The 23,073-nt window shown below is 70.8% G+C and carries 19 protein-coding genes; 12 read left to right on the top strand and 7 right to left on the bottom strand.

The features are described 5' to 3' along the window. Window positions 1-46 precede the first annotated feature (46 nt). Entirely contained in the window at window positions 47-1,216 is a 1,170-nt protein-coding gene (locus tag AC068A_RS20935; protein ID WP_478586942.1) for a cysteine desulfurase family protein, read from the bottom strand. Window positions 1,217-1,652: 436 nt separating this feature from the next. Here AC068A_RS20935 and AC068A_RS20930 point away from each other — a divergent pair, with 436 nt between their 5' ends. From AC068A_RS20930 to AC068A_RS20910, 5 genes are all read left to right on the top strand, one after another. Next, entirely contained in the window at window positions 1,653-3,266 is a 1,614-nt protein-coding gene (locus AC068A_RS20930) for a DEAD/DEAH box helicase (protein ID WP_478586940.1), read from the top strand. Then, window positions 3,263-5,131, top strand: coding sequence for an ATP-binding protein (locus tag AC068A_RS20925; RefSeq protein ID WP_478586938.1), 1,869 nt, complete (start codon window positions 3,263-3,265; stop codon window positions 5,129-5,131). The genes AC068A_RS20930 and AC068A_RS20925 overlap by 4 nt, the downstream gene beginning before the upstream one ends. Next, complete coding sequence (locus tag AC068A_RS20920) at window positions 5,128-6,039, top strand: phospholipase D family protein (protein WP_478586936.1); 912 nt, start codon at window positions 5,128-5,130, stop codon at window positions 6,037-6,039. The genes AC068A_RS20925 and AC068A_RS20920 overlap by 4 nt, the downstream gene beginning before the upstream one ends. Window positions 6,040-6,211: 172 nt before the next feature. Beyond that, window positions 6,212-6,847, top strand: a complete 636-nt coding sequence (locus AC068A_RS20915) for a hypothetical protein (protein WP_478586934.1) — start codon at window positions 6,212-6,214, stop codon at window positions 6,845-6,847. Window positions 6,848-7,064: 217 nt separating this feature from the next. Further along, a complete protein-coding gene (locus AC068A_RS20910; protein ID WP_478586932.1) occupies window positions 7,065-7,862 on the top strand; it encodes a phosphoadenosine phosphosulfate reductase in 798 nt (265 codons plus the stop codon). Window positions 7,863-8,163: 301 nt separating this feature from the next. On the opposite strand, the gene AC068A_RS20905 is transcribed toward AC068A_RS20910, so the two are convergent. The 6 genes from AC068A_RS20905 to AC068A_RS20880 all read right to left on the bottom strand — a co-directional run bounded on the left by AC068A_RS20905 (window position 8,164) and on the right by AC068A_RS20880 (window position 13,891). Then, complete coding sequence (locus AC068A_RS20905; protein ID WP_478586930.1) at window positions 8,164-8,682, bottom strand: hypothetical protein; 519 nt, start codon at window positions 8,680-8,682, stop codon at window positions 8,164-8,166. Window positions 8,683-9,111: 429 nt separating this feature from the next. Then, window positions 9,112-10,881, bottom strand: a complete 1,770-nt coding sequence (locus AC068A_RS20900; RefSeq protein ID WP_478586928.1) for a carbamoyltransferase family protein — start codon at window positions 10,879-10,881, stop codon at window positions 9,112-9,114. Between the two features lie 9 nt (window positions 10,882-10,890). Next, window positions 10,891-11,682, bottom strand: a complete 792-nt coding sequence (locus AC068A_RS20895) for a 4'-phosphopantetheinyl transferase family protein (RefSeq protein ID WP_478586926.1) — start codon at window positions 11,680-11,682, stop codon at window positions 10,891-10,893. Then, complete coding sequence (locus AC068A_RS20890) at window positions 11,679-12,905, bottom strand: acyl-CoA dehydrogenase family protein (RefSeq protein WP_478586924.1); 1,227 nt, start codon at window positions 12,903-12,905, stop codon at window positions 11,679-11,681. The genes AC068A_RS20895 and AC068A_RS20890 overlap by 4 nt, the downstream gene beginning before the upstream one ends. Then, complete coding sequence (locus tag AC068A_RS20885; protein WP_478586922.1) at window positions 12,902-13,609, bottom strand: hypothetical protein; 708 nt, start codon at window positions 13,607-13,609, stop codon at window positions 12,902-12,904. The genes AC068A_RS20890 and AC068A_RS20885 overlap by 4 nt, the downstream gene beginning before the upstream one ends. A gap of 9 nt (window positions 13,610-13,618) precedes the next feature. Further along, window positions 13,619-13,891, bottom strand: coding sequence for an acyl carrier protein (locus tag AC068A_RS20880; protein ID WP_478586920.1), 273 nt, complete (start codon window positions 13,889-13,891; stop codon window positions 13,619-13,621). A gap of 285 nt (window positions 13,892-14,176) precedes the next feature. Between AC068A_RS20880 and AC068A_RS20875 the strand changes: the two genes are divergently transcribed. The 7 genes from AC068A_RS20875 to AC068A_RS20845 all read left to right on the top strand — a co-directional run bounded on the left by AC068A_RS20875 (window position 14,177) and on the right by AC068A_RS20845 (window position 22,997). After that, window positions 14,177-15,496: a lysine N(6)-hydroxylase/L-ornithine N(5)-oxygenase family protein gene (locus AC068A_RS20875; protein ID WP_478586918.1), complete on the top strand. Its 1,320-nt coding sequence runs from the start codon at window positions 14,177-14,179 to the stop codon at window positions 15,494-15,496. Next, window positions 15,496-16,644: an NAD(P)/FAD-dependent oxidoreductase gene (locus AC068A_RS20870; protein WP_478586916.1), complete on the top strand. Its 1,149-nt coding sequence runs from the start codon at window positions 15,496-15,498 to the stop codon at window positions 16,642-16,644. The genes AC068A_RS20875 and AC068A_RS20870 overlap by 1 nt, the downstream gene beginning before the upstream one ends. After that, complete coding sequence (locus AC068A_RS20865; RefSeq protein ID WP_478586914.1) at window positions 16,641-18,656, top strand: class I tRNA ligase family protein; 2,016 nt, start codon at window positions 16,641-16,643, stop codon at window positions 18,654-18,656. Before AC068A_RS20870 ends, AC068A_RS20865 begins: the two co-directional genes overlap by 4 nt. After that, window positions 18,653-20,365 carry an AMP-binding protein gene (locus AC068A_RS20860; protein WP_478586912.1) on the top strand — a complete coding sequence of 571 codons (1,713 nt, stop codon included), beginning with the start codon at window positions 18,653-18,655 and terminating at the stop codon, window positions 20,363-20,365. The genes AC068A_RS20865 and AC068A_RS20860 overlap by 4 nt, the downstream gene beginning before the upstream one ends. A 9-nt stretch (window positions 20,366-20,374) precedes the next feature. Beyond that, window positions 20,375-21,019 (top strand): GNAT family N-acetyltransferase, encoded by a 645-nt coding sequence (locus AC068A_RS20855; protein ID WP_478586910.1) that lies wholly within the window; start codon window positions 20,375-20,377, stop codon window positions 21,017-21,019. Then, window positions 21,016-22,083: a C45 family autoproteolytic acyltransferase/hydolase gene (locus AC068A_RS20850; protein ID WP_478586909.1), complete on the top strand. Its 1,068-nt coding sequence runs from the start codon at window positions 21,016-21,018 to the stop codon at window positions 22,081-22,083. The genes AC068A_RS20855 and AC068A_RS20850 overlap by 4 nt, the downstream gene beginning before the upstream one ends. 272 nt (window positions 22,084-22,355) lie before the next feature. After that, complete coding sequence (locus AC068A_RS20845; RefSeq protein ID WP_478586907.1) at window positions 22,356-22,997, top strand: helix-turn-helix transcriptional regulator; 642 nt, start codon at window positions 22,356-22,358, stop codon at window positions 22,995-22,997. Window positions 22,998-23,073 lie beyond the last annotated feature (76 nt).

Here is a 23,073-nt window from a genome sequence, read left to right as displayed (position 1 = left end):
CGTTCTCCGTGTCCGTTCGGGCTTGAGTGATCTTTGGGCAGGCTGGTTATATCGCGGGTGTCAGAGTCGCCCGTACGTGTCGGACGGCTCGGACTGTGGAGGACACGGCTCGCTCGATGTCATGGGAGGTCGTTGCGTACCCGAGGGAGAACCGGATGGTGCTGTCCGCCTCTTCCCGAGTGCGCCCCATGGCCAGGAGGACGTGGCTCGGGCTAGGCGCTCCGGAGGAGCACGCGCTCCCTTCCGAAGCCGCCACATCCGGCATCGAGGCGAGTACCGCGTCCGCTGGAGCGCCGCGGAACGTGATGCTGGTCACGCCGGGCAGGCGCCGGTCCACCGCGCCGTTGATCTGGCAGTCGCCGATCTGTGCAACGAGTCCTTCCTCCAGGGCGTCACGCAGTCGCGCGATCCGGGGCGCTTCGTCGGCCAGGGCAAGGCGAGCGGCCTCGGCCGCCGCCCCGGCGCCGGCAATGCCTGCCACGTTCAGGGTGCCGGCCCGCCAGCCGCGCTCCTGGCCTCCGCCGAAGATCAGAGGGCGGTAGGGCAGACGGATGCCCCGGCGAACGAACAGGGCTCCGACCCCCTGCGGGCCGCCGAACTTGTGCGCGGCCAGTGACAGCAGGTCGACATCCGTCTCGGCGAGGTCGATCGGCAGGCGGCCGACCAGCTGTGTCGCATCGGAGTGGACGAGGGCTCCAGCTTCGTGGGCGGCTTGCACAATCGGCGCAAGGTGCGTCAGCACGCCCGTTTCGTTGTTGGCTGCCATGAGCGACACGACGGCGACTCCCCCCGCAGCGAGTGCCGCGTGGAGGGCGGGCAGGTTCACGAGGCCGTCGGCAGTGACCGGCAGCACCAGGAGCGATCCGGGCGCATCGGCGGTTAGGGCCTTCGACGTCTCAAGCACCGCCGGATGTTCTACCGCGCTCGTTACCAGGCGGCCCCCCTTCGCGAACGCCGCCCGCAGGGCGAGATTATTCGCCTCCGTGGCACCGGAAGTGAAGATGATCTCCCCGGGTGAGCAGTTCAGGAGGCCGGCCACCTGACGGCGCGCCAGATCAACGCGATTGGCGGCCTCGCGTCCCGACCTGTGAGTACTGGATGCGTTACCGACGGTGTGCATCGCGGCGAGAGTGGCTTTCAGCGCTTCGGGGCGGGCAGGTGCCGTCGCGTTGTAGTCGAGGTAGGTCGGACCCGCATTAGGTGACTCGAATGTCACGCTCCACCCCACTTCGTTCTGCTCTGGTCGATCAACTGGTGGAGCTTCTCGTCAGGCGCGAGCCACTCCACCAGCAGTACCCCGCGATCCTAGCCGGAGCGAGGGACAGGTGGGGGTGAAGGCCTTGATTCCCGCGCCTCCGAAACCGTGCATCAGCACTCAAGCGAACAAATGTTCCCATAGGTTGGCTCCGGCATACAGGGAGGTGAAAGCCCTTGCCTGCCAGCGAAGTTCGGCTGCGGTCGACGCCTGCGCCGCTGTCGGCGGCCGGATTCCCGGGACCGACCGCGGCGTGTCAGTGCGCAGGGCTAGGGTTTGATCACCGGCCGGGTAGCGGGGAAGGTCACACCGCATCCCGGCGACGTGACCGGGTCGGGTAAAGGAGAGACACCGCGGTGTACGGCGACGGCGGAATGCGAACAGACCTGGCCGCGGCATGATTGGGTCCCCCGGTATCTCGTTCGAGTCGGTCCTTGGTGGCGCACCTCTGCCCTACATCCGCTCTCTCCTGGGCGAGCATGCATGTGACCTCCTGGGCCTCCTGCACCAGGGGCAGGACATCGAAGCCGCGCTCCGGAAGGTCGCGGCATCAGCCGTCTCCCCGGAACGGATCATCGGCGACCCGGCCGGACGAGCCGACTTCCTGCAGCTGCTTCCGGAGAACAAGCGGACCGAGCTCGGTGGCCGCCTCGGCGGGCCCGCTGGTGACGATGACTTCCTCGCGGCCCTGCCCTGGTCCCTAGATCAGCGCCGCACCCTCCTGGGCTTTCTCGGACTTGTCGTGGAGCGGGCGCCCGAGCCGCCGCCGACGTTCAGGGGTGCTAGCACGCCGCAGTACGGGCTCTTTCCTCACCAGCGGCTCGCGGCTGGCCGGGTGCAACGACTGCTGTACTCCGGGGAGCGGCGGGTCGTGCTGCACCTGCCCACCGGTGTCGGCAAGACCCGCACCGGCATGAACATCATCTGTGATCACCTGCGCCGTCACGAACCGACCGTCGTCGTATGGCTGGCCCGTGGACGTGAGCTGCTGGAACAGGCGGCCGTGGAGTTCGAGCACGCCTGGGCCGCCCTCGGTAACCGCGAGGTCTCCGTGGTGCGGATGTGGGGGGACGCACCGATCGACCTCAACGGCATCGAGGACGGCATCGTGATCCTCGGTCTCGACAAGGCCACCGCCGCCGCGGGCACGGACTCGACCTTCCTCGACCGCCTCGGCGTGCGGACTACGCTCACGACCTTCGACGAAGCCCACCAGGCCATCGCCCCGACCTACCGCCGAACCGTCGACGCACTCACCCTGCGCAGCGACTCCAGCCTGCTGGGCCTCACAGCGACCCCCGGCCGGACCTGGGCCGACATCACCGAGGACGAAGCGCTGTCGGACTTCTTCGCGCGCCAGAAGGTGATGCTGGAGATCGACGGCTACGAGAACCCCGTCACGGCCCTCATCGAGCAGGGCTACCTCGCCCGCCCGCACTTCCGCACCGTGGCCGCCGAGTCAGGCACCACGCTCAGCAGCAGAGACAAACAGGCCCTCGCCGCCTCGTTCGACATCCCAGACACGCTGATGGCTCGGCTCGCTGGCAACGTGCAGTGGAATCTGCAGGTTCTCCGCACTGTGCTCGATCTCAGCCAGCACCACCGGCGGATCCTTCTCTTCGCGGCCTCCGTCGAGCACAGCCGCCTACTGGTGGCGATCTTGTCTGCGCTCGGCCTCGACGCGGACCAGGTGACGGCCGAATCCTCTCCACGCCACCGCGATCGGGCCATCGCCCGGTTCAAGGGACCGAGCACCAGACCGATGATCCTCTCCAACTACGGAGTCCTGACCACCGGATTCGACGCGCCAGCCGCGAGCGCAGCCGTGATCGCCCGCCCGACCCGGTCCCTCGTCCTCTACAGCCAGATGGTCGGACGGGTCATCCGCGGCCCGAAAGCCGGCGGCACCCCAACCTGCGACATCATCACCGTGATCGATCCCGCTCTCCCGGGCTTCGGAGACGTAGCGGAAGCATTCACCAACTGGGAGGACGTGTGGAAGGCCCGATGACATCGAAATACTCGATCGTCACCTCCGACCTGACGGTCAAGGCGCTGCAGGACAGCGGTTACAAGTCCACTGCCCACGCCATCGCCGAGCTCATCGACAACGGCCTCGAAGCCGAGGCCGATCTCGTCGAGCTGTTCGTCGTGGAGGGCAACGAACACACCGGGCGGCGCGCACGGTACCGCGTTGAGAAGATCGCCGTCCTCGACAACGGCACCGGCATGGACCCCGAGACCCTCCGGCAATCCCTTCGCTTCGGCGCCGGCACCCGGCAGCAGCGCAAGGGCATCGGCCGCTTCGGAGTCGGCCTGCCCAACTCGAGCATCTCGCAGTGCAACCGCGTGGACGTTTGGTCTTGGACGAACGGACCCGAGAATGCCCTGCACACGTACCTCGACCTCGCCGAGATCGCCCAGGGCCTCGAGGAGGTCCCGGAACCCAAGCTCGACGCCGTGCCGGACGAGTGGCAAGCCCTGTCCGAGGGACTCGGCCGCTCCGGCACTCTCGTGCAGTGGACGGAGCTCGAGCGCGTCCAGTGGCGTGGTGCCCAGACCACCATCACGAACACCGAGAACCTGATCGGCCGGATCTACCGGCGCCTGCTTGCGAAGGGCAAGCGGATCAAGCTCGTCCCCGTGCGCGGGTGGGCGCAGCTGTCCGGGGCCGGCGATACCCGCCCGAACGACCCGCTGTACATGATGACGCCCAGCTCCACGCCCGCGCCGTTCGACAAGAAGCCGATGTTCCGCGCTTACGGCGCGAGCAACACCGGCGAGATCGGCGTTGAGAAGTTCATGGTCCGTGTGGCGGATGGGCAGGAGTACCCCGTCTTGGTGCGCTCCTCCATCGCAGTGGACGCGGCACGCCGCACCGACATCGAGGGAGAGCCCTGGCCGGCGAACGTTGCGCCGAGCCTCAAGCCAGGTGAAACGCCCTGGGGCAAGCACGCCGCGAGGAACCTCGGAATCTCCCTCATCCGGGCGGATCGAGAACTCGATCTCGACACCGGATGGATCAACTCCTATGACCCGGTTGAGCGGTGGTGGGGCGTGGAGATCGACTTCCCCCCGGCCCTCGACGAGGTCTTCGGCGTCACCAACAACAAACAGTCCGCGACGATCTTCTCTAGCCTCGCTCACTTCAACTGGCGGGAGGAGGCCGCAGGGTTGTCGTGGGATGAGTACCGAGAGGAGCTGCGTGACGAGGGAGACCCTCGTCTTCCGCTCATCGAGATCGTCTACCACATCCGCGAGAAGCTCCTCGGTCGATTGCGCACCGAACTCACGCACCAGACCGAGGGGACGCGGTCCAGCCGCAGGCGGCACGAGACGGCGGAGGTTCAGGCCGAGGTAGCGGTGCAGCGTCGGCGCACGGAGACCCGGCCGAGCCTGACCGATCAGCTCGCGGAAGAGACCACCGAAGAGGTCAGCAAGCAGCTCCAGTACGAGAGCCTGGTCGAGACGCATCGCTACAGCCCGGCCGACGCCCAGCGCATCATCGAAGAGACGATGTCGCAGGGCAAGCACGTGCGGCTTCTGACCAGCCGCAACCCAGATTCGCCAGCCTTCTTCAACGTCGAGTACATCCCCGGCATGCTCCAGGTCGCCCTCAACATAGACCACCCGGTCTACAGTGACCTGATCGCCGTCCTTGACGGGGACATCGACGGGGCGAGCCGGGAGGAGCTCGCCGGACGTCTCACCTCCGCGGCCAACGCCTTCAAGCTCCTCCTGATCTCCTGGGCGAGGTTCGAAGACGAGCAGCCAGAGAAGCCGCGCGAGCGTGCGAAGCGGATGCGCCAGGATTGGGGCCGCCTCGCCAGCGAGTTTCTCGGTGCCAGCGACGCCGACGACGAGGACGATGAGTGACGGTCGACCACGTCTGGCGCCAGATCGAGCAGCTCCTCGCCGCCGCGACCAACCGCGTCGTCGTGGTGGCCCCCTTCATTAAGAAGGAGGTCTTCCAGGCGGTGCTCGACGCTGTGCCTGCGGACGTCGAGGAGATCACCTGCGTCACCCGCTGGTCCGTGCCCGAGGTGGCCGCAGGGGTCTCCGATCCGGAGATCGCCGAGCTGGCACAGCGGGACGGACGTGCCACCATCAGGCTGTGCCACAACCTGCACGCGAAGCTGTACGTGGCCGATGACCGCTGCCTCGTCGGGTCCGCCAACCTCACGGGCAAGGCCACCGGCCGCGTGCCCGCGGCGAACATCGAACTCCTCATCGAAACCGGTGTGACGCATTCGGAGGTTCAGCGGGTGCTGGCCGCTCTTCAGGCCAACACGGTCCCGGGGACAGTGGAGCTGGCCGAACAGATGCGTGAGCAGGCGTCCCTCATGCGCGATGACGAAGACAGCCCCCGCGTCGTCGTACCCGGTCAGGACGAGCAAGCGGCACGCTGGCTGCCGGAGACGCGCAACCCTGACCGGCTCTACCGTGTCTACAACGGGCGACACCGCCACATCGGGAGCGACGTGCTCGCCGGTGTGCTCCGAGACTTGGGGCACCTGGACATCGGCCCTGGTCTCGACGAGCAGGCCTTCGGCTCCGAGGTCCTGGCCCGTCTTCACGCCATCCCCGAACTGCGCGCATTGACGGCAGCCGGTCGGATGAGCCTCGCCGACGCACAGGCGGAGCTGCTGGCCGCAGGAGATCTCTCGGCTGAGCAGGCCCAGCGCACGGTCGAGACGATCGCGGCCTGGCTTCACTACTTCGACGACGTCCACTTCGTACCCACTGGCCCTTGGGAGATCCGGCAGGGTAAGGAACTCGCGTAGCGGTGCCGCCGGGGGCTGGGTGGCGCGGCCGATGCTGCGCCACCCGCCTTCAGCGACCGACTCGGCCCCGGCCTCGACGGCAACGTCCAGCACGAACCGGAGCAGCGCGGTATTTTGATGGTGCCCACAACAGGGCTCGATCGTGGTGCGTACGGCGGAGAAGGCACGGGACATGGCAGCAGCACGGATCCCGTATCTGCTGGGGCATGCCGAAATCGCCGCCCTCTTCGGCATCGAACGCCAGACCTCAGCAAAGTGGCGCGTCGATCGCACGCTGCCCGAGCCGGATCTCGTCGCCTCGGGTAACCCGTACTGGCTGCTGGACACAGTCCTCGCCCTTGCTGGCAGGCCCGTCGCCGAAGATCGCCTGCGAGAGTACGAAGCGAAGATCCCCAACGGATACCGCGTCGAGAGCCGAGAACTCCTGCCCGTCATCGTGGGGATCCAGGAAGTCGCCCTCATCCTCGGCACCGACCAGCAGACAGTATCCCGGTGGCGACACCGCAAGCGGATCGCCACCGCCGACCTAGTGATCTCCCGTTCCCCGCTCTGGCTGCTCGACACCATCACCGCGGACGCGACCGAGCGCGGGCGCACCCTCGTGATGGAGGAGATCGAGCGGCTGCAGGCCGGCTTGCGCGTCCCCCAGAAGCCACGGGGCCGCAGAGTGATGACCGAGTCTCGGCCGCCCAAGAAGCCGCTGCCGGATCCGCAGAGCTTCACCAGCTCCGAGCAGGAGGAAGCGGTCGCTTTCGTCACCGAGATACTGGCCGAGGGACACACCACGGTCATCCGGCCAAAGCGATAAGCGCCCCCTGCCCAGCAGACCCTCGACATGTCCCCACGCACTTGCACTCACACGCCCTCCGATGAGAGAAACAGTTGATGTGGGAGATTCTATCCATAGAATCTCCCACACGGTCCATTCTCACAGGGGGATTCATGGCATACGACACCTGTGCCGCCACGGCACCAACCGGCATGAGCGACGCGCTATCCACACCATCTGGATGGGAGGTCAGCCCATGAAGGTGATCTCCTACGGCGGTGGAGTCCAGTCCACAGCGCTCCTCGTCCTCGCGGCTAGGCGCGACATCAGCTACGCAACCTTCCTGTTTGCCAACGTCGGCGACGACAGCGAACACCCGGCGACCCTCGCCTACATCCGAGACATCGCCGCGCCCTACGCAGCCAATGCGGGTCTCGAGCTGCACCAGCTTCGGCGGACGCGGCGGGATGGCACGACCGAGACGCTCATGGAGCGACTGAACCGGCCGGGTATCCGCTCGATCCCCATCCCTGTTCGGATGGCTAACGGAGCACCCGGACGCCGGTCCTGCACCGCGGACTTCAAGATCAAGGTAGTCGGGCGGTGGCTCCGGCAGCACGGAGCCACCGCCGACGCTCCAGCGACCGTTGGGATCGGCATCTCCGTCGACGAAATCCACCGGGCGAACCGTCGTCGGAGCGAACCCCACGAGCAGGTCGAGTACCCGTTGCTCGACCTGCGTCTACGGCGCGACGACTGTGAGCAGATCATCAAGGACGCCGGCCTCCCCGTACCTCCGAAGAGCTCCTGCTTCTTCTGCCCCTTCCGCACTGTCGATGCCTGGCGCCAGCAGCGACAGACGGAGCCAGAACTTTTCGCACAGGCGGTAGCACTCGAGAAGACCGTGAACGGCCGTCGCGCCGCCCTCGGCCGCGACCCGGTCTACCTCACCCGCTTCGGTAGGCCTCTCTCCGAGGCCATCCCCGACCGGCGCGAAACCCAGTCCGAAGAGACGGAGGACGGCGGCTGTGACTCCGGCTGGTGCATGACCTGACCCCCGGTGAGCAGCCGGAGGACCGCTCGGCAACCTGGACCGCGGCCCGATAGGGCGCACCCAGACCAACCGCGCTCCCAGACCGTGGCCTGAGCCATCACCCAGGAGATCGTGGAGGACCTCGCCGAGTTTGAGGCTATCGCCGAGGCGCTGGGCGGCGAGGTTAAGCATGACGTTGCCGCCGAGGAAGTCATCGCGGAGGCGTACGGACCGGGAATCTCTCGCCGATGCCGGTGTCGCCCTGGGTGCGAGGCCGGCACCTCGGCGTGGGAGCGCGCGTCGTGTGGGGTCCCGTCCTTCCTCAGGGGCCTCCCCAGCCGCGGTGCGCTTCGGGGCCGTGCGGGCTCCAGCCGTTCAGGTACGGCGCCAGCTCCTCGGGCTTCGGTTCGCGGGCGGTGGGCATGGCGGGGAGATGGGTCAGTGGGTCGAGGCTCTGAATGTGATGGCGGGCCCATGCTAGCCACCCTCGTGCCGAGGCCACCGCCGCCTCGTCTTCCCCGTTCGCCTCTTCCAGCCGACGCTCCAAGGCGTTGCAGTACGCGCTCAGGTTTGCCGCTTCCTGCCACTGGCCGACTTGCGCACGGAGTACCTCGGCAAACTGCTCCTGCGCGGCCAGGTCCTTCGCCTTCTCCATGGCCGCCTGCCAGCGAACCTCGCGCTCGGCCTTCGCCCGCTCCTCGTCCGCCTTGCGCTGCGTGTCCTCTACGGCGCGGGTCTCGGTCTCCCGGAGCACTGCGCCCAGGATGTCCTCCAGCACCCAGCGCTTGCGATCGGCCCAGCGGGACTGCCGGCTGGATCGGCTGTAGCCGAGTTCGATCACGAGGTTCTTCGAGCCTGCTTGCGTGAGCGCTGCGTGAGCGGACTGGGTGGCACTAGGGTGGACCCAGCGTCATAGCGATCACAGTTAGGGGTCTCTGACCTGGGGAAACGGGATTCTGTGGCATCATCCGGCACCAGTCGGGATGATCTTGCGGGCCCTCGTAATGCGTAGGTCTCGGGTTCGAATCCCGAAGGCGGCTCCAGAGAAACCCCAGGTCACATTGCCCGGCCTGGGGTTTTCTGCTGCTCGGGGTACAGCCGCGCATGCGGCCGAGGTGCCGCGAGAAGGCCTGCGTGAGCGATGCGTGACCGGAGGGGCCGTCAGCCCCTCTTCGCGGCCTTCTTGCCCTTGACCTACGCCTTCGCGGCCCGCTTGGCCTTGTGGCGGCCTTGCGGGCCTGCGCCTCCTGCTCGGCCCCTTCCCGCCCGCCTACCGCTCCAGCGGCTCCGTCTTCTCCACCACGAACCCCTCGATGTACAGCCGGTCCATCGATGTCCTCAGGAACGTCTCGACGGCCACGTCCGGGGCCATGATGAGCGGCTGGCCCTTCACGTTGAACGAGGTGTTCACCGCACAGCCGAACCCGGTGAGCTCCTTCACCCGGGTCAACAGGGTCCAGAAGGCGTCGTTGGCCTGGCGGCGCACCACCTGGACGCGCGCCGAGCCGTCCGCGTGGACGATGCCGGAGACCGCGTCGCGGTGTTCGTCCCGCACCTGGGCGGTACAGAGCATGTACTCGGTCGGGGCGAGCCCGCGCGTCTCGAAGAGGACGTCGCGGTCCTCCTCCAGTACGGCCGGGGCGAACGGCCGGAACGGCTCGCGGAACTTCACCATGCTGTTGATGCGCTCCTTGATCCGCTCGCCCTTCGGCAGCCCCAGGATCGAGCGGTTGCCCAGCGCGCGCGGCCCGAACTCCATCCGGCCGTGGAACCAGCCGATGATCCGGTCAGCCGCGAGGTCGGCGGCCGCCGCGGCGAAGTAGGCGTCCGTGAGGCCCATGTGCCGCCAGGTGAGGGCGGCGCCCGCGGCGGACGAGCGCTCCAGCTCGCGGCGTACCTCATCCTGGCTGTACGACGGTCCGGTGTAGGGGACGAAGCCGGTCTCCGGGCCGGTGTACGCGTCGCCGCCCTGGTGCGCGGCGTACAGCGCGGCCCCCAGGGACGTGCCGTCGTCGCCGGAGGCGGGCTGCACGAACGCCCGCTCCACGCCCGGCAGATCGCACAGCGACTGGTTGGCCTTGCAGTTGAGGAACGTCCCGCCCGCCAGGCACAGCGAGGTCTCGCCCGTCTCCGCGAGCCAGTGCGCCACGAGCTCGGTCAGCACCTCGGTCAGCCTCGCCTGGAGCGACGCGGCGAAGTCGGCGTGCTCGGGGAGGTGGCCGTTCTCCTGACTGCCCCGGGGGAAGGCGGCCGCCTCCTCCAGGAAGGCCATCGCCCGGGGGTAGCCCAGTTCGGGCGAGCGCAGGCTGCCGCGCGGCCAGCCGAGCCGCAGTCCACCGGACGCGGGGTCGAACCGGACGAGGTCGGCGAAGAAGGGGCGGAACGGCTCGGGGTTCCCGTACGCCGCCAGGCCCATCACCTTGTACTCGTCGGAGTTGGAGGCGAAGCCGAGGAAACGGGTGCACCGGGAGTAGAGGAAGCCGAGGGAGGCGGAGATCGGCTGGGAGAGCAGCTTGTCGAACTTGCCGTCCCGCGCCCGGTACACGGAGAGCGACTCCGTCTCTCCCATGCCGTCGGAGACCACGACCAGCGCGGAGTCGAAACCGCTCGGCAGGTAGGCGGAGGCGGCATGCGCCAGGTGGTGGTCCACCTGCCGGAACCGGTCGGCGACGCCGGCCCAGCCATGCGCGGTCAGCGCGTCGACGACCGTACGGCCGCTCAGTACCCGGTCGAAGTGGTCCAGGGAGCCGGCGAACACCCGCCGGTGCCGGTCGTAGTCGAAGCCGTGCGCGATGACCTGGACGTCCTCCGGGGCGATGCCGCCGGCCGTCAGGCAGTACTCGATCGCGTGCACCGGCAGCCGTCCGGTGCCCTTGTCGCCCGAGAACCGCTCCTCTGCCGCGGCGGCCACCACCCTGCCGTCCACGACCAGACAGGCCGCGCTGTCCAGGCCCTGGCAGTTGCGCGCGTCGAGGGGGTGCAGCCCCGGAGTGTCCGCGGCAAGCTGGTCCTGCGCGTTCGGAAGGCCACTGATGCCCATGACGATCATTCAGTCCATCACCCTTCTGTGTTCCTGAGGCCCGGGGGGTTCCGGCTGCCAGTGGTGGTGCACGACCCGGAAGGGGGACGCTCCCGTCAGCGCCACCGCGGCGGCGTGGCCATGCGGGGCGGGTACATCGCGGACGCGGACCGGCACGGGGCCGGGGCCGGTACAGGACCGGCGCGACGGCTCGCGGTCCGCCGCGGGCAGCGGGACCGGGACCACCAGGGAGCGGCCCCGGCCCGCGACCGGCAGGCGCAGGCCGTCGGCGAGCCGGGCCCCGACGGCCTTGGCGCACGCCTCCTTGCGGGTCCACAGGCGCAGGAAGGCGGCGGCTCGCGCGTCCGGCGGCGCGACCGCCAGCCAGCGCGCCTCCCGGGTCGCGAAATGCCGTGCCGCGACCGCGCGCACGAAGCCGTCGTCCCGGCGGCGCTCGATGTCGACGCCGGCCGCACGGGTCCTGGCGACCGCGAGCAGCGCGTGCCCGTCCACGTGGGACAGGCCGAAGCGCAGGCCGGGCGGGTGCCCGTCGGTGTCGATCTCGGGCTTGCCCCACCGGCCCGCGGCGATCCGCACCGTATGCGGCGCCACCCCCAGGTAGCGGGCGAGCACGCAGCGCAGGGCGCCGTGCGCGACCGTGAAGCGGCGACGGCTCACGGCGTGCCCCAGTGCCGCGCGGCGTTCCCGCTCGGCGCCGGACAGCACGGCCGACAGCCGGCCGAGCACGGCGGGCGGCAGGTCGTCGTCCAGCGGGATCCGCCACAGGTGTACGGCGTCGGCGGGTGGCGCGCCGGGACTCATGACGCACCGCCGGGGCCGTCCGGCGGCGGCCCGAAGGCGTCCACTCCGCCCCGCAGCAGGGAGGTACCGAGGTTCAGCAGCTGGATGTTGGCCGTGCCCTCCATGAACTCGATCCCGCGCGCGTCCCGCGCCCACTTGTCGAGCAGGGGGTGCTCCAGCCGGGCCCCGCAGCCGAGGAAGCCGAGGGCGTCGAGGGTCGTCCGCTCGGCGAGCCGGGCCGCCGCCACCTTGGCGGCGGCCGATAGCCGGCCGTTGTCGGGGTCGGCGTCCACCGCGCGGGCGGCCTGCCGGGTGAGCCGCCGCACCCCGTCGATGTCCCGGCCCATCCGCTCCAGACGGTGCCGTTCCTCCCGGGTCGGCGCCGTGCGGTGCAGCAGGACGTACTCATGGGCGGCCCGGGCGATGCCCACGCCCATGGCCGCGGCGACCGCCCTCAGCAGGTTGAACGACCGCAGCCAGCCCCACATGCCCCGCCGGGTGGGCGGCAGATGGCTTCCGAGTACCTGGTCGGCGCCGATGCGGACGCCGTCCAGGGTGAGCGATCCGAGCGCACCGGCCAGCCCGATGGTGGGCAGGGGCGCGACGGTGAGACCGGGCAGGCCGGTGTCGACGAGCACGGCCCGCAGGTCCAGCGGCCCCGGACCGGTCCGGGCGAACACCACGCCCAGGTCGGCGCGGGCGGCGTTGCCGATGTACTTCTTGGCACCGTCGAGGACGTACCCGTCGGCGCTCTCGGTGAGCGCGCTGCGCATGCCGCCCGCGTCCGAGCCGTGCTCCGCCTCGGTCATGGCGAGGAAACTCCAGGCGGTCCGCTCCATCAGGTGTCCGTAGAACCGGTCCTGCTGGTCGCGGTCGCCCAGCGCCTCCACCACAGGCCCGGAGGTCAGCGCGCCGGGAGCCGCCAGCATCAGGGCCGTGTCGCCCCACGCGCCCTCCTCGAAGAGGACGACCCGCTCCAGCGCCGACGTCAGCCGGTAGCGGTGCCCGTCGACGGTCAGGGGCTCCGCCCCGTACCGCTCGGGGATCTGGAGCGTCGCCAGCGCCGAGTGCATCGCCGTGTGCGGCGGGTACGGATCGGCGCCGGGCAGGCTCTGGGCGCGGTCCCAGTCCAGGGCATGGGACCGCAGCTCCCCGGCCCACTGGGCGGCCTGGTGTCGCAGCGGCAGCAGCCGCTCCTCCAGGCCGTCCGCCGGCCCGCCGTGGTGCGGGGGTCCGCCGTTCACGCGGCCTCCCCCGGCGCGCCCGCGGCGACGTACACATCGCCGAGCAGTTCCGAGGCGTAGGCGAGCGGGCCGGGGCCCCTGAGGGCGAAGCCGTACGCGCCGCACAGGCGCAGCAGCCGCCGCTCGATGCCGGTGATCCGCTCGTGCGCGAGCTCCGGGCCGCCGGGGCCGGAGCCGTCCGGTCCGGCGGCGTCGAGCATGCCCCGCACCTCCAGCCGCTCAACGGCGGCGTCGGCGAGGGAGCCCTTGACCATTTGCTGCTGGAGCAGCGGTGATCCGCCGAAGGTCCGCGCCGACAGATGGGCCAGTACGTCATCGAACAGCCGGTCGCAGAGGCCCAGACGCAGCCAGGTGAGCGCGTGGAGCCACCGCCGGTACTCCGCCGAGGCGGCGGACGGCCGGTGGACCTGGTCGTTCCCGGGGGCGGTGCAGCGCAGTGCGGTCACCCCGACGCCAGTCAGGGCCGCCGAGATGAAGGGCGTCGCCGCCGTCAGAGGCATGGGCGGGCCGTCCGGTGTCATGACCGCGGCCGCGCGGGCGGCGAGGTCCACGGGGACGACGGCATGCCCGCAGGGCCCCGCGACCAGCGTGTCCGCGCCCGCGGCGGCGTGCTGCACGGTCAGCGCCGCGCCGGGGCCCTCGGCCCGCGCCGTCCCGTGGACGAGCCGCACGAGCCCCGGGAGGTCAGCAGAGGTGAGCCGCACGGACGTCCCCTATGCGTCGAGGTGCTGCCGCACGTAGCCGGCAAGGCTCTCGACGGTCTCGAAGGAGCTCGGTCCGAAGGTGTCGGGGTCGAACTCCACGCCCATGTCGTTCTCCACGTGCAAGAGGAGTTCGAGCAGGCTGGTGGAGTCGAAGTCCAGGTCCTGGACGAGTCGGGTCCCCGGCGAGAGCGTGTCGGGCGGGCACCCCAGCATGCGGGCGAGCGACCCGATCACCTCGGCGGTCACATCACGGCTGCCCTTCGGGCCGGCTGCTGCGTTCACCCTCGTGCCTTCCCTGTTCACGGTTCGGTCGGTCGGCTGCGGCCGTCTTCGTGGTCGTGTTCGTGTTCGTGTCGACGGGGGCGCGCCCTCCTCCAACCTCGTTCCGGGGCCCCGGGCGTACAAGGCTCGGACGGACGCGCCAGGGACCTGGCGGAACAGGCATAGCCCAAGGAGGGGCTGCCGATCGACGACGGGGTGCTGAAGGCTGGAGCGGCAGAACCCTCGACTCCCGGTAGCGAGCGGGGAAGCCTGTTGCCGAGCCTGAATGCCGTGGTGGTCAGTCGAATGGAACCTCTTCACTACAGCTGCGTCGGCATAGGTGCCGGGCCCTCCAATCTCAGTCTGGCCTCCCTGATGCACGGCCACGCGTCGCTGCCGAACCTCTTCCTCGATGGCAAGCCGTCCTTCGGCTGGCACGACGGCCAGCAGATTGCCGGCTCCTCGCTTCAGGTGGCGCTGTTCAAGGACCTGGTGACGCTCGCAGATCCGACGAACCCGTTCTCCTTCCTGGCGTACCTCCATGAGCAGGGGCGCATCCACCACTACATCAATGCGCAGTTCAGCGACGTCCCCCGGCAAGAGTTCCGCGACTACCTGGAGTGGGCGAGCCGCAGGAACCCGAACGTCGTGTTCGGCGAGCGGGTGTTGGAGGTGGAGTTCGACGGCAGGTTCGTGGTGCGTTCCACCGGCCGTACCGTCACCGCCGACAACGTCGTCGTGGGCGTCGGCCGCACGCCGTGGGTGCCGCCGCAGGCCCGGATCGATCCGGGCGGCAGCCAGTTCCACGTGGGTGAGTTCCTGGCCCGGTCCAAGGGGCTGGGCGGCAAGCGGGTGTGCGTGGTGGGCGGGGGCCAGTCCGGGGCGGAGGCATTCCTCGACCTGATCTCCCGTCCGGACGGCGAACTGCCCCGACGCGTCACGTGGGTGTCGCGGCGGGCCAACTACTTCCCGATCGACGACTCGCCGTTCACCAACGACTACTACATGCCGTGCCACTCGGACCACTTCTTCGGCATGCCCCGGGAGGCGCGCGAGGCGTTCACCGCCCGGCACGTGCTGACCAGCGACGGGATCTCCGAGTCGACGTTGCGCGCGATCTACCAGCAGGTCTATCTGCGGCGCTTCGTGGCGGGCGCGAAGGACCTGGTGGGGCTCTACCCCAACCGCGCGGTGACCCGGGTGACGGGCGACGACGACCACGGCTGGAACCTGGCGCTCGCGCACAACGACGAGCCGGGCGCCGGCGAGGTCCTTTCGGCCGACACGATCGTCTGGGCCACCGGCTTCCAGCAGGCACCGCTTGACTTCCTCGACCCCCTCGCGCACCGGTTGGAGCGGGAGGGCGGCGAGTTCCGGATCGACGCGGACTTCGCGGTCCGCTGGGACGGCCCCGCCGACCGCAGCATCTTCGTCCAGAACGCGGCACGCCTCCAGCGGGGCCTCGCCGATCCGAACCTCAGCCTGACCGCGTGGCGCAGCCGGCGCATCCTCGACCGGATCCGGGGGGTGCGGGCCGCCAACCAGCTGCCCTCGTTGATCGAGTGGTCGGCGGGCCTGCCGGGCACGGGCCCCGACGCGCGTGCCGGCGGGACGCGGGAGCTGTGATGGGCGTCGGGGAAGCGGACGCCCGAGTGGACGGCGGGCCGGACGGCACGGCCGACGGCCGGGTGGACTTCGCCGTCGTCGGCGGCGGCATCGTGGGCTGTCTGGTGGCCCGGGAGATCGCGGCCCGGGCCCCCGGGGCGTCGCTCGCCCTCGTCGAACGGGACGCCATCGGCAGCGGGGCGAGCAGGCGCTCGGCCGGGCTGCACTTCCCGCGCGGTTCGACCGGGCGGATCCGGTCGATGGCCGCGTACAGCCAGGACTTCTACCGCCGGCTGGCCGCGAGCCGGCCCGGACTGCCCATCCGTCCCGTGCCGATGACCGTGATCGCCTCCGCCGGCCGGGATCCGCTGATGCGGGAGCACTACCTGCCCGGCTCCGGACTGTCCGACGCCGCCGACGTGCCGGTCTGCCTCGGGCCCCTGCCGCCGGGAACCCTCGTCCGGCGGGGCGACGGCTGCCAGTACGCCGATGTCAGCGCGCTCGCCCGGGCCGTCGCCGACACCCTGCCCGGCCGGGTCGCCGTGCACGAGGGCGTACGCGTCGGGACGGTCGAGCCCGGACCGGCCGGTGTGGTGCTGGGCCTGGGCAGCGGTGAGCGGCTGACGGTGGGCCGGGTGGTGCTCGCGCCCGGCCCCTGGCTGGCGGACCCGGCCTGGGCGACCCTGGTGTCACCGCTGGGCGCCCGGGTGAAGAAGGTGGTGGCCCTGCACATCGCCCGCCGCCCCGCGGCGGACGCCCCGGTCATCGTCTTCGAGGACGAAGACGCCTTCCTCCTCCCCCTTCGCGAACGCGGCCAGTGGCTGTTCAGCTACACCTGCCGCCAGTGGGACGTAGACCCCGACGCCTCCCCCGAGGGGCTGTCGGCCCGCGATCTGGGCGAGGCCCGAGCCGTCCTGCGGCGGTACGCCCCGGCGCTCGCCGCCGCCCCCGCCGCGGGCCGGGTCTTCTGCGACGCGTACAGCGGCAGCCGTGAACCCGAGGTGCGCGACCTCGGCGGCGACAGCCGTGTGCTGTTCGCGGGAGCCGCCAACGGCTCGGGCTACCGCCTTGCCCCGGCGATCGCCGCCCAGGCCGCCGATCTGCTGGGCCTGCCTGCCGAACCGTCGCCGGGCCCCGCCCTTCCGTCCGTACCGAGGAGTGACGCGTGATCATCAGCAGCTACAGCCCGGACGGACTGCGGTCCTCGTTCGGCATCGACATGAGCGCGGTGGACGGGCTCGCGGTCGGTGCCGACTGGGCCCGCGTCGCGCCAGGTGGCCGCTCCGACGCGCACCAGCACGACGAGACCGAGGTGTTCGTGGTCGTCGCGGGAGAGGGAGCGGTCCACGTCGACGGGGAGCGCCACCCCGTGGCGGCGGGCACGGTGGTGGCCTTCGACCCGTTCGAGACGCACGTCATCGAGAACACCACCGCCGACACCGACCTGGTCTTCGCGACCCTCTACTGGCGGGACGCCGAGCGGGCCGCGCGGGCGGCGGACGCAAGGACGCGCCGGGGCTTCGGCGACCGCCCGGTCTTCGTGTTCTCCACACCGCCCACCCCCAACGGCGACCTCCACCTGGGGCATCTGTCCGGCCCGTACCTGGGCGCGGACGCGTTCGTACGGTTCCAGCGGATGAACGGCACCGACGCCTGGCACCTCACCGGCAGCGACGACTTCCAGAGCTACGTCGTCGACGTCGCCGAACGCGAGGGCCGCACGCCCGCCGAGGCGGCCGCGCACTACAGCGCGGAGATCGCCGCGACGCTGGCGCTGATGGACATCGAGCCCGACAGGTACACGGTCACCGGCCAGGACCCGGCCTACCCGGACGCCGTACGCGGCTTCTTCTCCCGGCTGGTCGCCTCCGGCACCGTCGCGCCCAAGGAGATCCCCGCCCTCTTCGACGCCGAGGACGGCCGGTACCTGTACGAGGTGGACGTGCACGGCGGCTGTCCCGGCTGCGCGGCCCCGGCGGGCGGCAACATCTGCGAAGAGTGCGGCGAACCGAACTCCCCCGCCGACCTCGTCGGCCCGAAGGCCCGGAACTCGTCCGCGCCCCCGGTACCCGGCACCGCCACCCAGTACTCCCTGCCGCTGCACGAACTGCGCGACGCCGTCGCCGCGCACCACCGCGCGGGCCGCGTGCCCGCCCGGCTGCGAGAGCTGGCCGAGCGGGTTTTCGACCGGCCCGCGGTGGACGTGGCGATGACCCATCCCTCCGACTGGGGGGTGGCACCGGCCGAGACGGGGGCGCCCGGGCAGGTCGTCTGGGTGTGGCCGGAGATGAGTTACGGATTCCTGTACGGGATCGAGGGCCTCGGGCGCACGTTGGGCAAGGACTGGCGCGCCGACGAGCCGCGCAAGGAATGGCAGATCGTCCACTTCTTCGGTTACGACAACAGCTTCTACCACGGCATCCTCTACCCGGCCCTGTACCGGCTGGCGTTCCCCTCGTGGACGCCCAGGATCGACTACCACGTCAACGAGTTCTACCTGCTGGAGGGCGAGAAGTTCTCCACCAGCAGGCGGCACGCGGTGTGGGGCAAGGACATCCTGAACCCGGCCAGTGTGGACGCGGTGCGCTTCTTCCTGTCACTGACGCGTCCCGAGGGGCGGCGCACCGACTTCGGGAGGGCCTCGTACGAAACCGTCCTGCGCGAGACCCTGATCGGCGGCTGGCAGGCGTGGCTGAACGACCTGGGCAGCCGGGTCGGGAAGAACCACGACGGCCGGGCGCCGGACGCCGGGGTGTGGACGCCCGAACACACGGCGTTCCTGGGCCGTCTGCACGACCGGCTCCGGGAGTTGACGACCAGCCTTGGCAAGGACGGGTTCTCGCTCAACGGCGCAGCGGTGGCGCTCGACGGGATCGTCCGGGACACCGTGCGCTTCGCCCGCGCCGAGCACGTGCTGCCCGCGACCGGTGACTGGCGGGCCGAGGCGCGCACGGCGACCGCCCTGGAGCTGGCGGCCGCGCGGCTGCTGGCCCTGGGCGCCGCACCGGTGATGCCGCGCTTCGCCGCCCGGCTGGCCGCCGCCCTGGGCGAGCCCGCGCCGACCCGCTGGCCGGACGGGGTGGAGCTGCTGCCGCCCGGGAACGTAGTGCGGCTCCAGCACGAAGTGTTCTTCGCCGCCCACGACGAGGATGCGGCGCCCGGCACCGGGGAGCCCTCGTGAACCGGCCGGTGAACGGGGTGGACGCGGTGAGCGCGAGGGGCCCGGTGAGCGGGGTGGGCCCGGCGGACCCGGTGAGCGGGGTGGGCCCGGCGGGGTCGGCCGAGGCCGTGGTGTCGGTGATCAACCGGATCGTCTCCGTGCCGCCCGCCCCCGGCCACCGGATCACTCTGCACCGGCCCGGGATGACGCGTTCCGTCGACCTGACCGAGCTGTACCGGCAGGCCGGCCACGTGGCCGGCTTCCTGGCCGGCCTGGGGCTGCGGCGCGGGGACCGGATCGGGGTGCTGGCGGCCAACTGCCTGGAGTGGGTGCTGCTGGATCTGGCTGCGCTGCGGCTCGGGGTGGTCACCGCCGGGTTCGAGCCGGGCAAGTTCGAGGCGCGGCAGGAGCTCCTGGACCGGTACGACCTGCGGTTCCTCTTCACCGATCAGCCCTCGGACGCCCCCGGTGCCCGGTCGATCGCCGACCTCGCGGACCTCGCAGACGGCACGGCGCCCGCGGACGTCACGGACCCCGCCGGGATGGCGGCAGCCCCGGACGCGCCGCCGCCCGTGACGTACCGCCCGCACGACACCACCACGCTCAAGTTCACCTCCGGCAGCACCGGCGAGCCCAAGGCCCTCGCGGCCACCGTCGCCGGCATCGACGGCTCGATCGGCGCCGTGCAGGAGATGTTCTCGCACGGCCGCGGCGACGACGTCTTCGTCTTCCTGCCGCTCTCCCTGCTCCAGCAGCGCTACTGGATCTACTCGGCCCTGTGCTTCGGGCACGACGTGACGCTCACGACGTACGCCGGCGCCTTCCCGGCCCTGCGAAAGGCGCGGCCGACCGTCGTGATGGGCGTCCCCGCCTTCTACCAACTGGCGCGCCGGCAGATCGAGGCGCGGGCCGGGCGGGCGGCGTCCCCGGACACCGACCGCGAGGAAGCGCTCCGGGCGGAGGCCGCTCGGCTGTTCGGCGGGCGGATCCGCTACCTGTGGACCGGCTCGGCCCCGGCCGACGCCGCCATGCTGCGGTTCTTCGCCACGGTCGGGCTGCCCGTGTACGAGGGGTACGGGCTCAACGAGACCTGCATCGTCGCCAAGAACCACCCCGGCGCCCACCGGGAGGGCAGTGTGGGCCGGGTCGTGCCGGGCAAGGAGGTGCTGTTCGACGAGGAGGGCGCCATCCTCGTCCGCAGCACCTACCCCGTGAGCCACGGGTACACCTATGCCGCTCCGGGCGCCTCCGCGCGGGTGTTCGGTGAGGACGGCCTGGTCAGGACCGGTGACCTCGGCCATATCGACGAGGACGGGTTCCTCTGGGTCCGGGGCCGGGCCGACGACGTACTGGTCCTGGAGAACGGCAGGAAGATCGACGTCCGGCCGGTGGAGGAGTTCCTGCGGACGAGTGCGGCCATCGAGGAATGCGTGCTGTTCTGCCCGAACCGCGCTTCCCTCGTCGCCGTCGTGTCCCCGCCGGCCGGAGCCGCCGACGAGCGGGCGGTCGCCGCGCAACTGGCGCTGGCCAACGCGCGGTTCGGCGCCGACGCCCGGATCAAACGGGCGATCATGGCCCGTACGCCGTTCGGCATCGACAACGGCCTGCTCACCTCCCAGTACAAGCCCAGGCGCAACCGGATCCTGGAGGCCTACCGAGCCGAGGTCGAGGACCCCTCGGCCGGTGTCCACGCCCCCCAGGAACCGCCGTACACCCCATCGGAAGGCTGAACACCCACCATGAGCTGGAACGAACTCCTCAAGGCCCCGCTGGAGAACGACCACGTCCTGCTGCGCCCGATCACCGCCGGGGACCGGGAGGCCGTGCGCGCCGTCGCCATGGCACCGCGGATCTGGCGGTATTTCGTCTCCCGGGTGGATTCGGACGCGGACTACGAGCTGTTCTTCGACGCCATGCTCGCGGACCACGAGGCCGGGCGCCGCGCCGTGTACGTGATCACCGACAAGCGCAGCGGGCGCGTCGCGGGCAGCATGAGCTTCGGGAACCTCGCCGAGGCGGACGCCCGCATCGAGATCGGCTGGTCCTGGCTCGGTCTCGACTTCCAGGGCAAGGGCATCAACCGCTGGGCGAAGTACGCGCTGCTGGAGCACGCCTTCGAGCAGCTCGGCGCCGAGCGGGTCGAGTTCAAGACCGACCAGCTGAACGTCCAGGCCCGGAAGGGGCTGGCCAACATCGGCGCCCGTGAGGAAGGCGTGCTGCGCAGCTTCAACTGGATGCCGGACGGCCGCCGCCGTGACGCGGTGTACTACAGCGTGCTGCGCGCCGAGTGGCCCGAGGTGAAGGAGTTGCTGGCTGGCCCGGGGACCACCGCGGCGGTGTCCGGCCCCGGGGCGGCCCCGGCAAGCGTGGATCCGGCGGCATGAGCCGGAGCGGCGGACCGATCCCGTACGTCCGTGCCACCGGCGACCCCTTCGCCCTGGGAGTGCGCCACGGCGAGGACCGGGCCCGAGCCCTGCGGACCTTCCTGGACGACGGCCTCGCGCGGCTGAACCGGATCATGCGGGACGGCACCGACCGGGCGGAGCTGGCGCCGCGCCTCCGGCTCCACCGTACGGCGATCGCGGCGGCCACCCCCGCCCTGCTCGAGGAGATCGACGGCTTGGCGCACGGCGCCGGCATCGACCCGGACGCCGCGCTCCTGCTCCAGGTGCGACGCGAGATCATGGGCTACCGCAAGGTGCCCACCCTCGGCGACTGCACGACCTACGCACGCTCCGGGCCCGGTCACGCCGGGCCGCCGGTGCTGGCGCAGACCATCGACCTCAACGGCGACCTGGACGACCGGATATGCGTGCTTGAGCTGGGCCGGTCGGGCAGCGGGCGGCGCGCCCTGGTGCTCAGCTTCGCCGGTCTGCTCGGCTATCTGGGCATGAACAGCGACGGCCTGGCGGTGGGGCTCAACCTCGTGCTCGGCGGGGCGTGGCGCCCCGGCCTGCCTCCGTACCTGGCGATCCGCCATCTGCTGGACTCCGCCGCCGACGTCGACGAGGCGCTGTCGCAGCTCGCGAAGCTGCTTCCGACGCTGGCGAGTTCACGCTCGCTGACCCTCTGCGACGCGGAGCGTGCCGTGTACGTGGAGATCCTCGGGGATGAGATGCGGGTGGTGTCCGCGGAGCAGACGGTGCACACCAACCACTTCCTCCACCCCGACCTCGCCCCGTACGACGAGCTGAACGTCTTCGCCCGGCGGTCGTCGCTGCGCCGCTTCGACGCGGCCCGGGAGGGATTGCGCTCGCTTGCCCCGGACGCGGGCGTCGAGGAGCACTTCGCGCTGCTGTCCGCCGCGCCCGTCCGTGTGCCGGACCGGGGCGACATCCGGGCCGAACGGACCGTCGCCGCGGTGGTCATGCTGCCGACGCGCGGGGAGTTGCACATACGCCCCGGAGACCCGGCGCTGAATGCCAGTCAGGTCTTTCGGCTGCCCTGACGCAACCGGATTGCAAGGAATCAGAAAGATCATGAAAGGCATTGCGACCCTTTCGACTCGATGCTTGAATCGAAACGCGTCGAGGGGGACGGCCACCGCCTCTGGGCCGCTGTTCCACCCGCTGTCGGCACGACGGCTGGCAGCACGTCAGTAGCCGGTGGCCAGCTGCGGGCGGCGACCGCGGCCGGAGCCAGGGGCAGGCAAGGCGAGCTGTGACGCAGACGAATGACATATCTCCGATATCTGACGCACGACCGTTCGGGACCAAAGGCTTGGCCACCTGCAATGTGGCCCTCCTCGTGGAGAACCACGTGGTGAGAGCCGGGCTGGAAGCCGTGCTCCTGCGGCTGCCCAGAGTGGGCGAAGTGGTCTGCTGCTCGCCCGCCACCTGGCCGGACACCCTGAGACCGGGCGCGTTCCAGGTGCTCGTCGTCACCCTGGAGCAGTGGGAACTGCTCGGGTCCCGCGCCGAGGCGGCCGACCACGACTCACTGCCCGCGGTCCTGGTGCTTGGCGAGGCCCCGTACGACCGTTACAGCGAACTCTTCGTGTCTCTGCCGGCCGACGGCTTCCTGGCCCTGAGCGAGCTCACCGCCGAGTCCCTCGACAGCACGCTGGAGCGCGTACTGGCCGGTGAGATGCCCATGCCGACGTCGCTGGCCCGGCGGCTGCTGTCGGGCAGCGAGACCAGGACCCGGGTGGTGGGCCAGGGCGCCCGTTCCGTATCGCTGACCCCACGCGAGACCGAGACGCTCACCCTGCTCGCCAAGGGGCTGAGCAACAAGCAGGTCGCGCGGGTGCTCGGCATCTCGACGCACGGCGCCAAGCGCCTGGTCGGCTCCATCCTGCTGAAGCTCGGCTCGCCCAACCGGACGGCCGCCGTGATCACGGCGCTGAAGGAAGGGCTGGTCTGACACGACGGCACCGGGGGGGGGGGGGGGGGGGGGGGGGGGGGGGGGGGGGGGGGGGGGGGGGGGGGGGGGGTGGTGT

The organism is Streptomyces sp. NPDC043854 (assembly GCF_056436005.1).
This window is presented reverse-complemented; position numbering and strand designations above follow the sequence as displayed.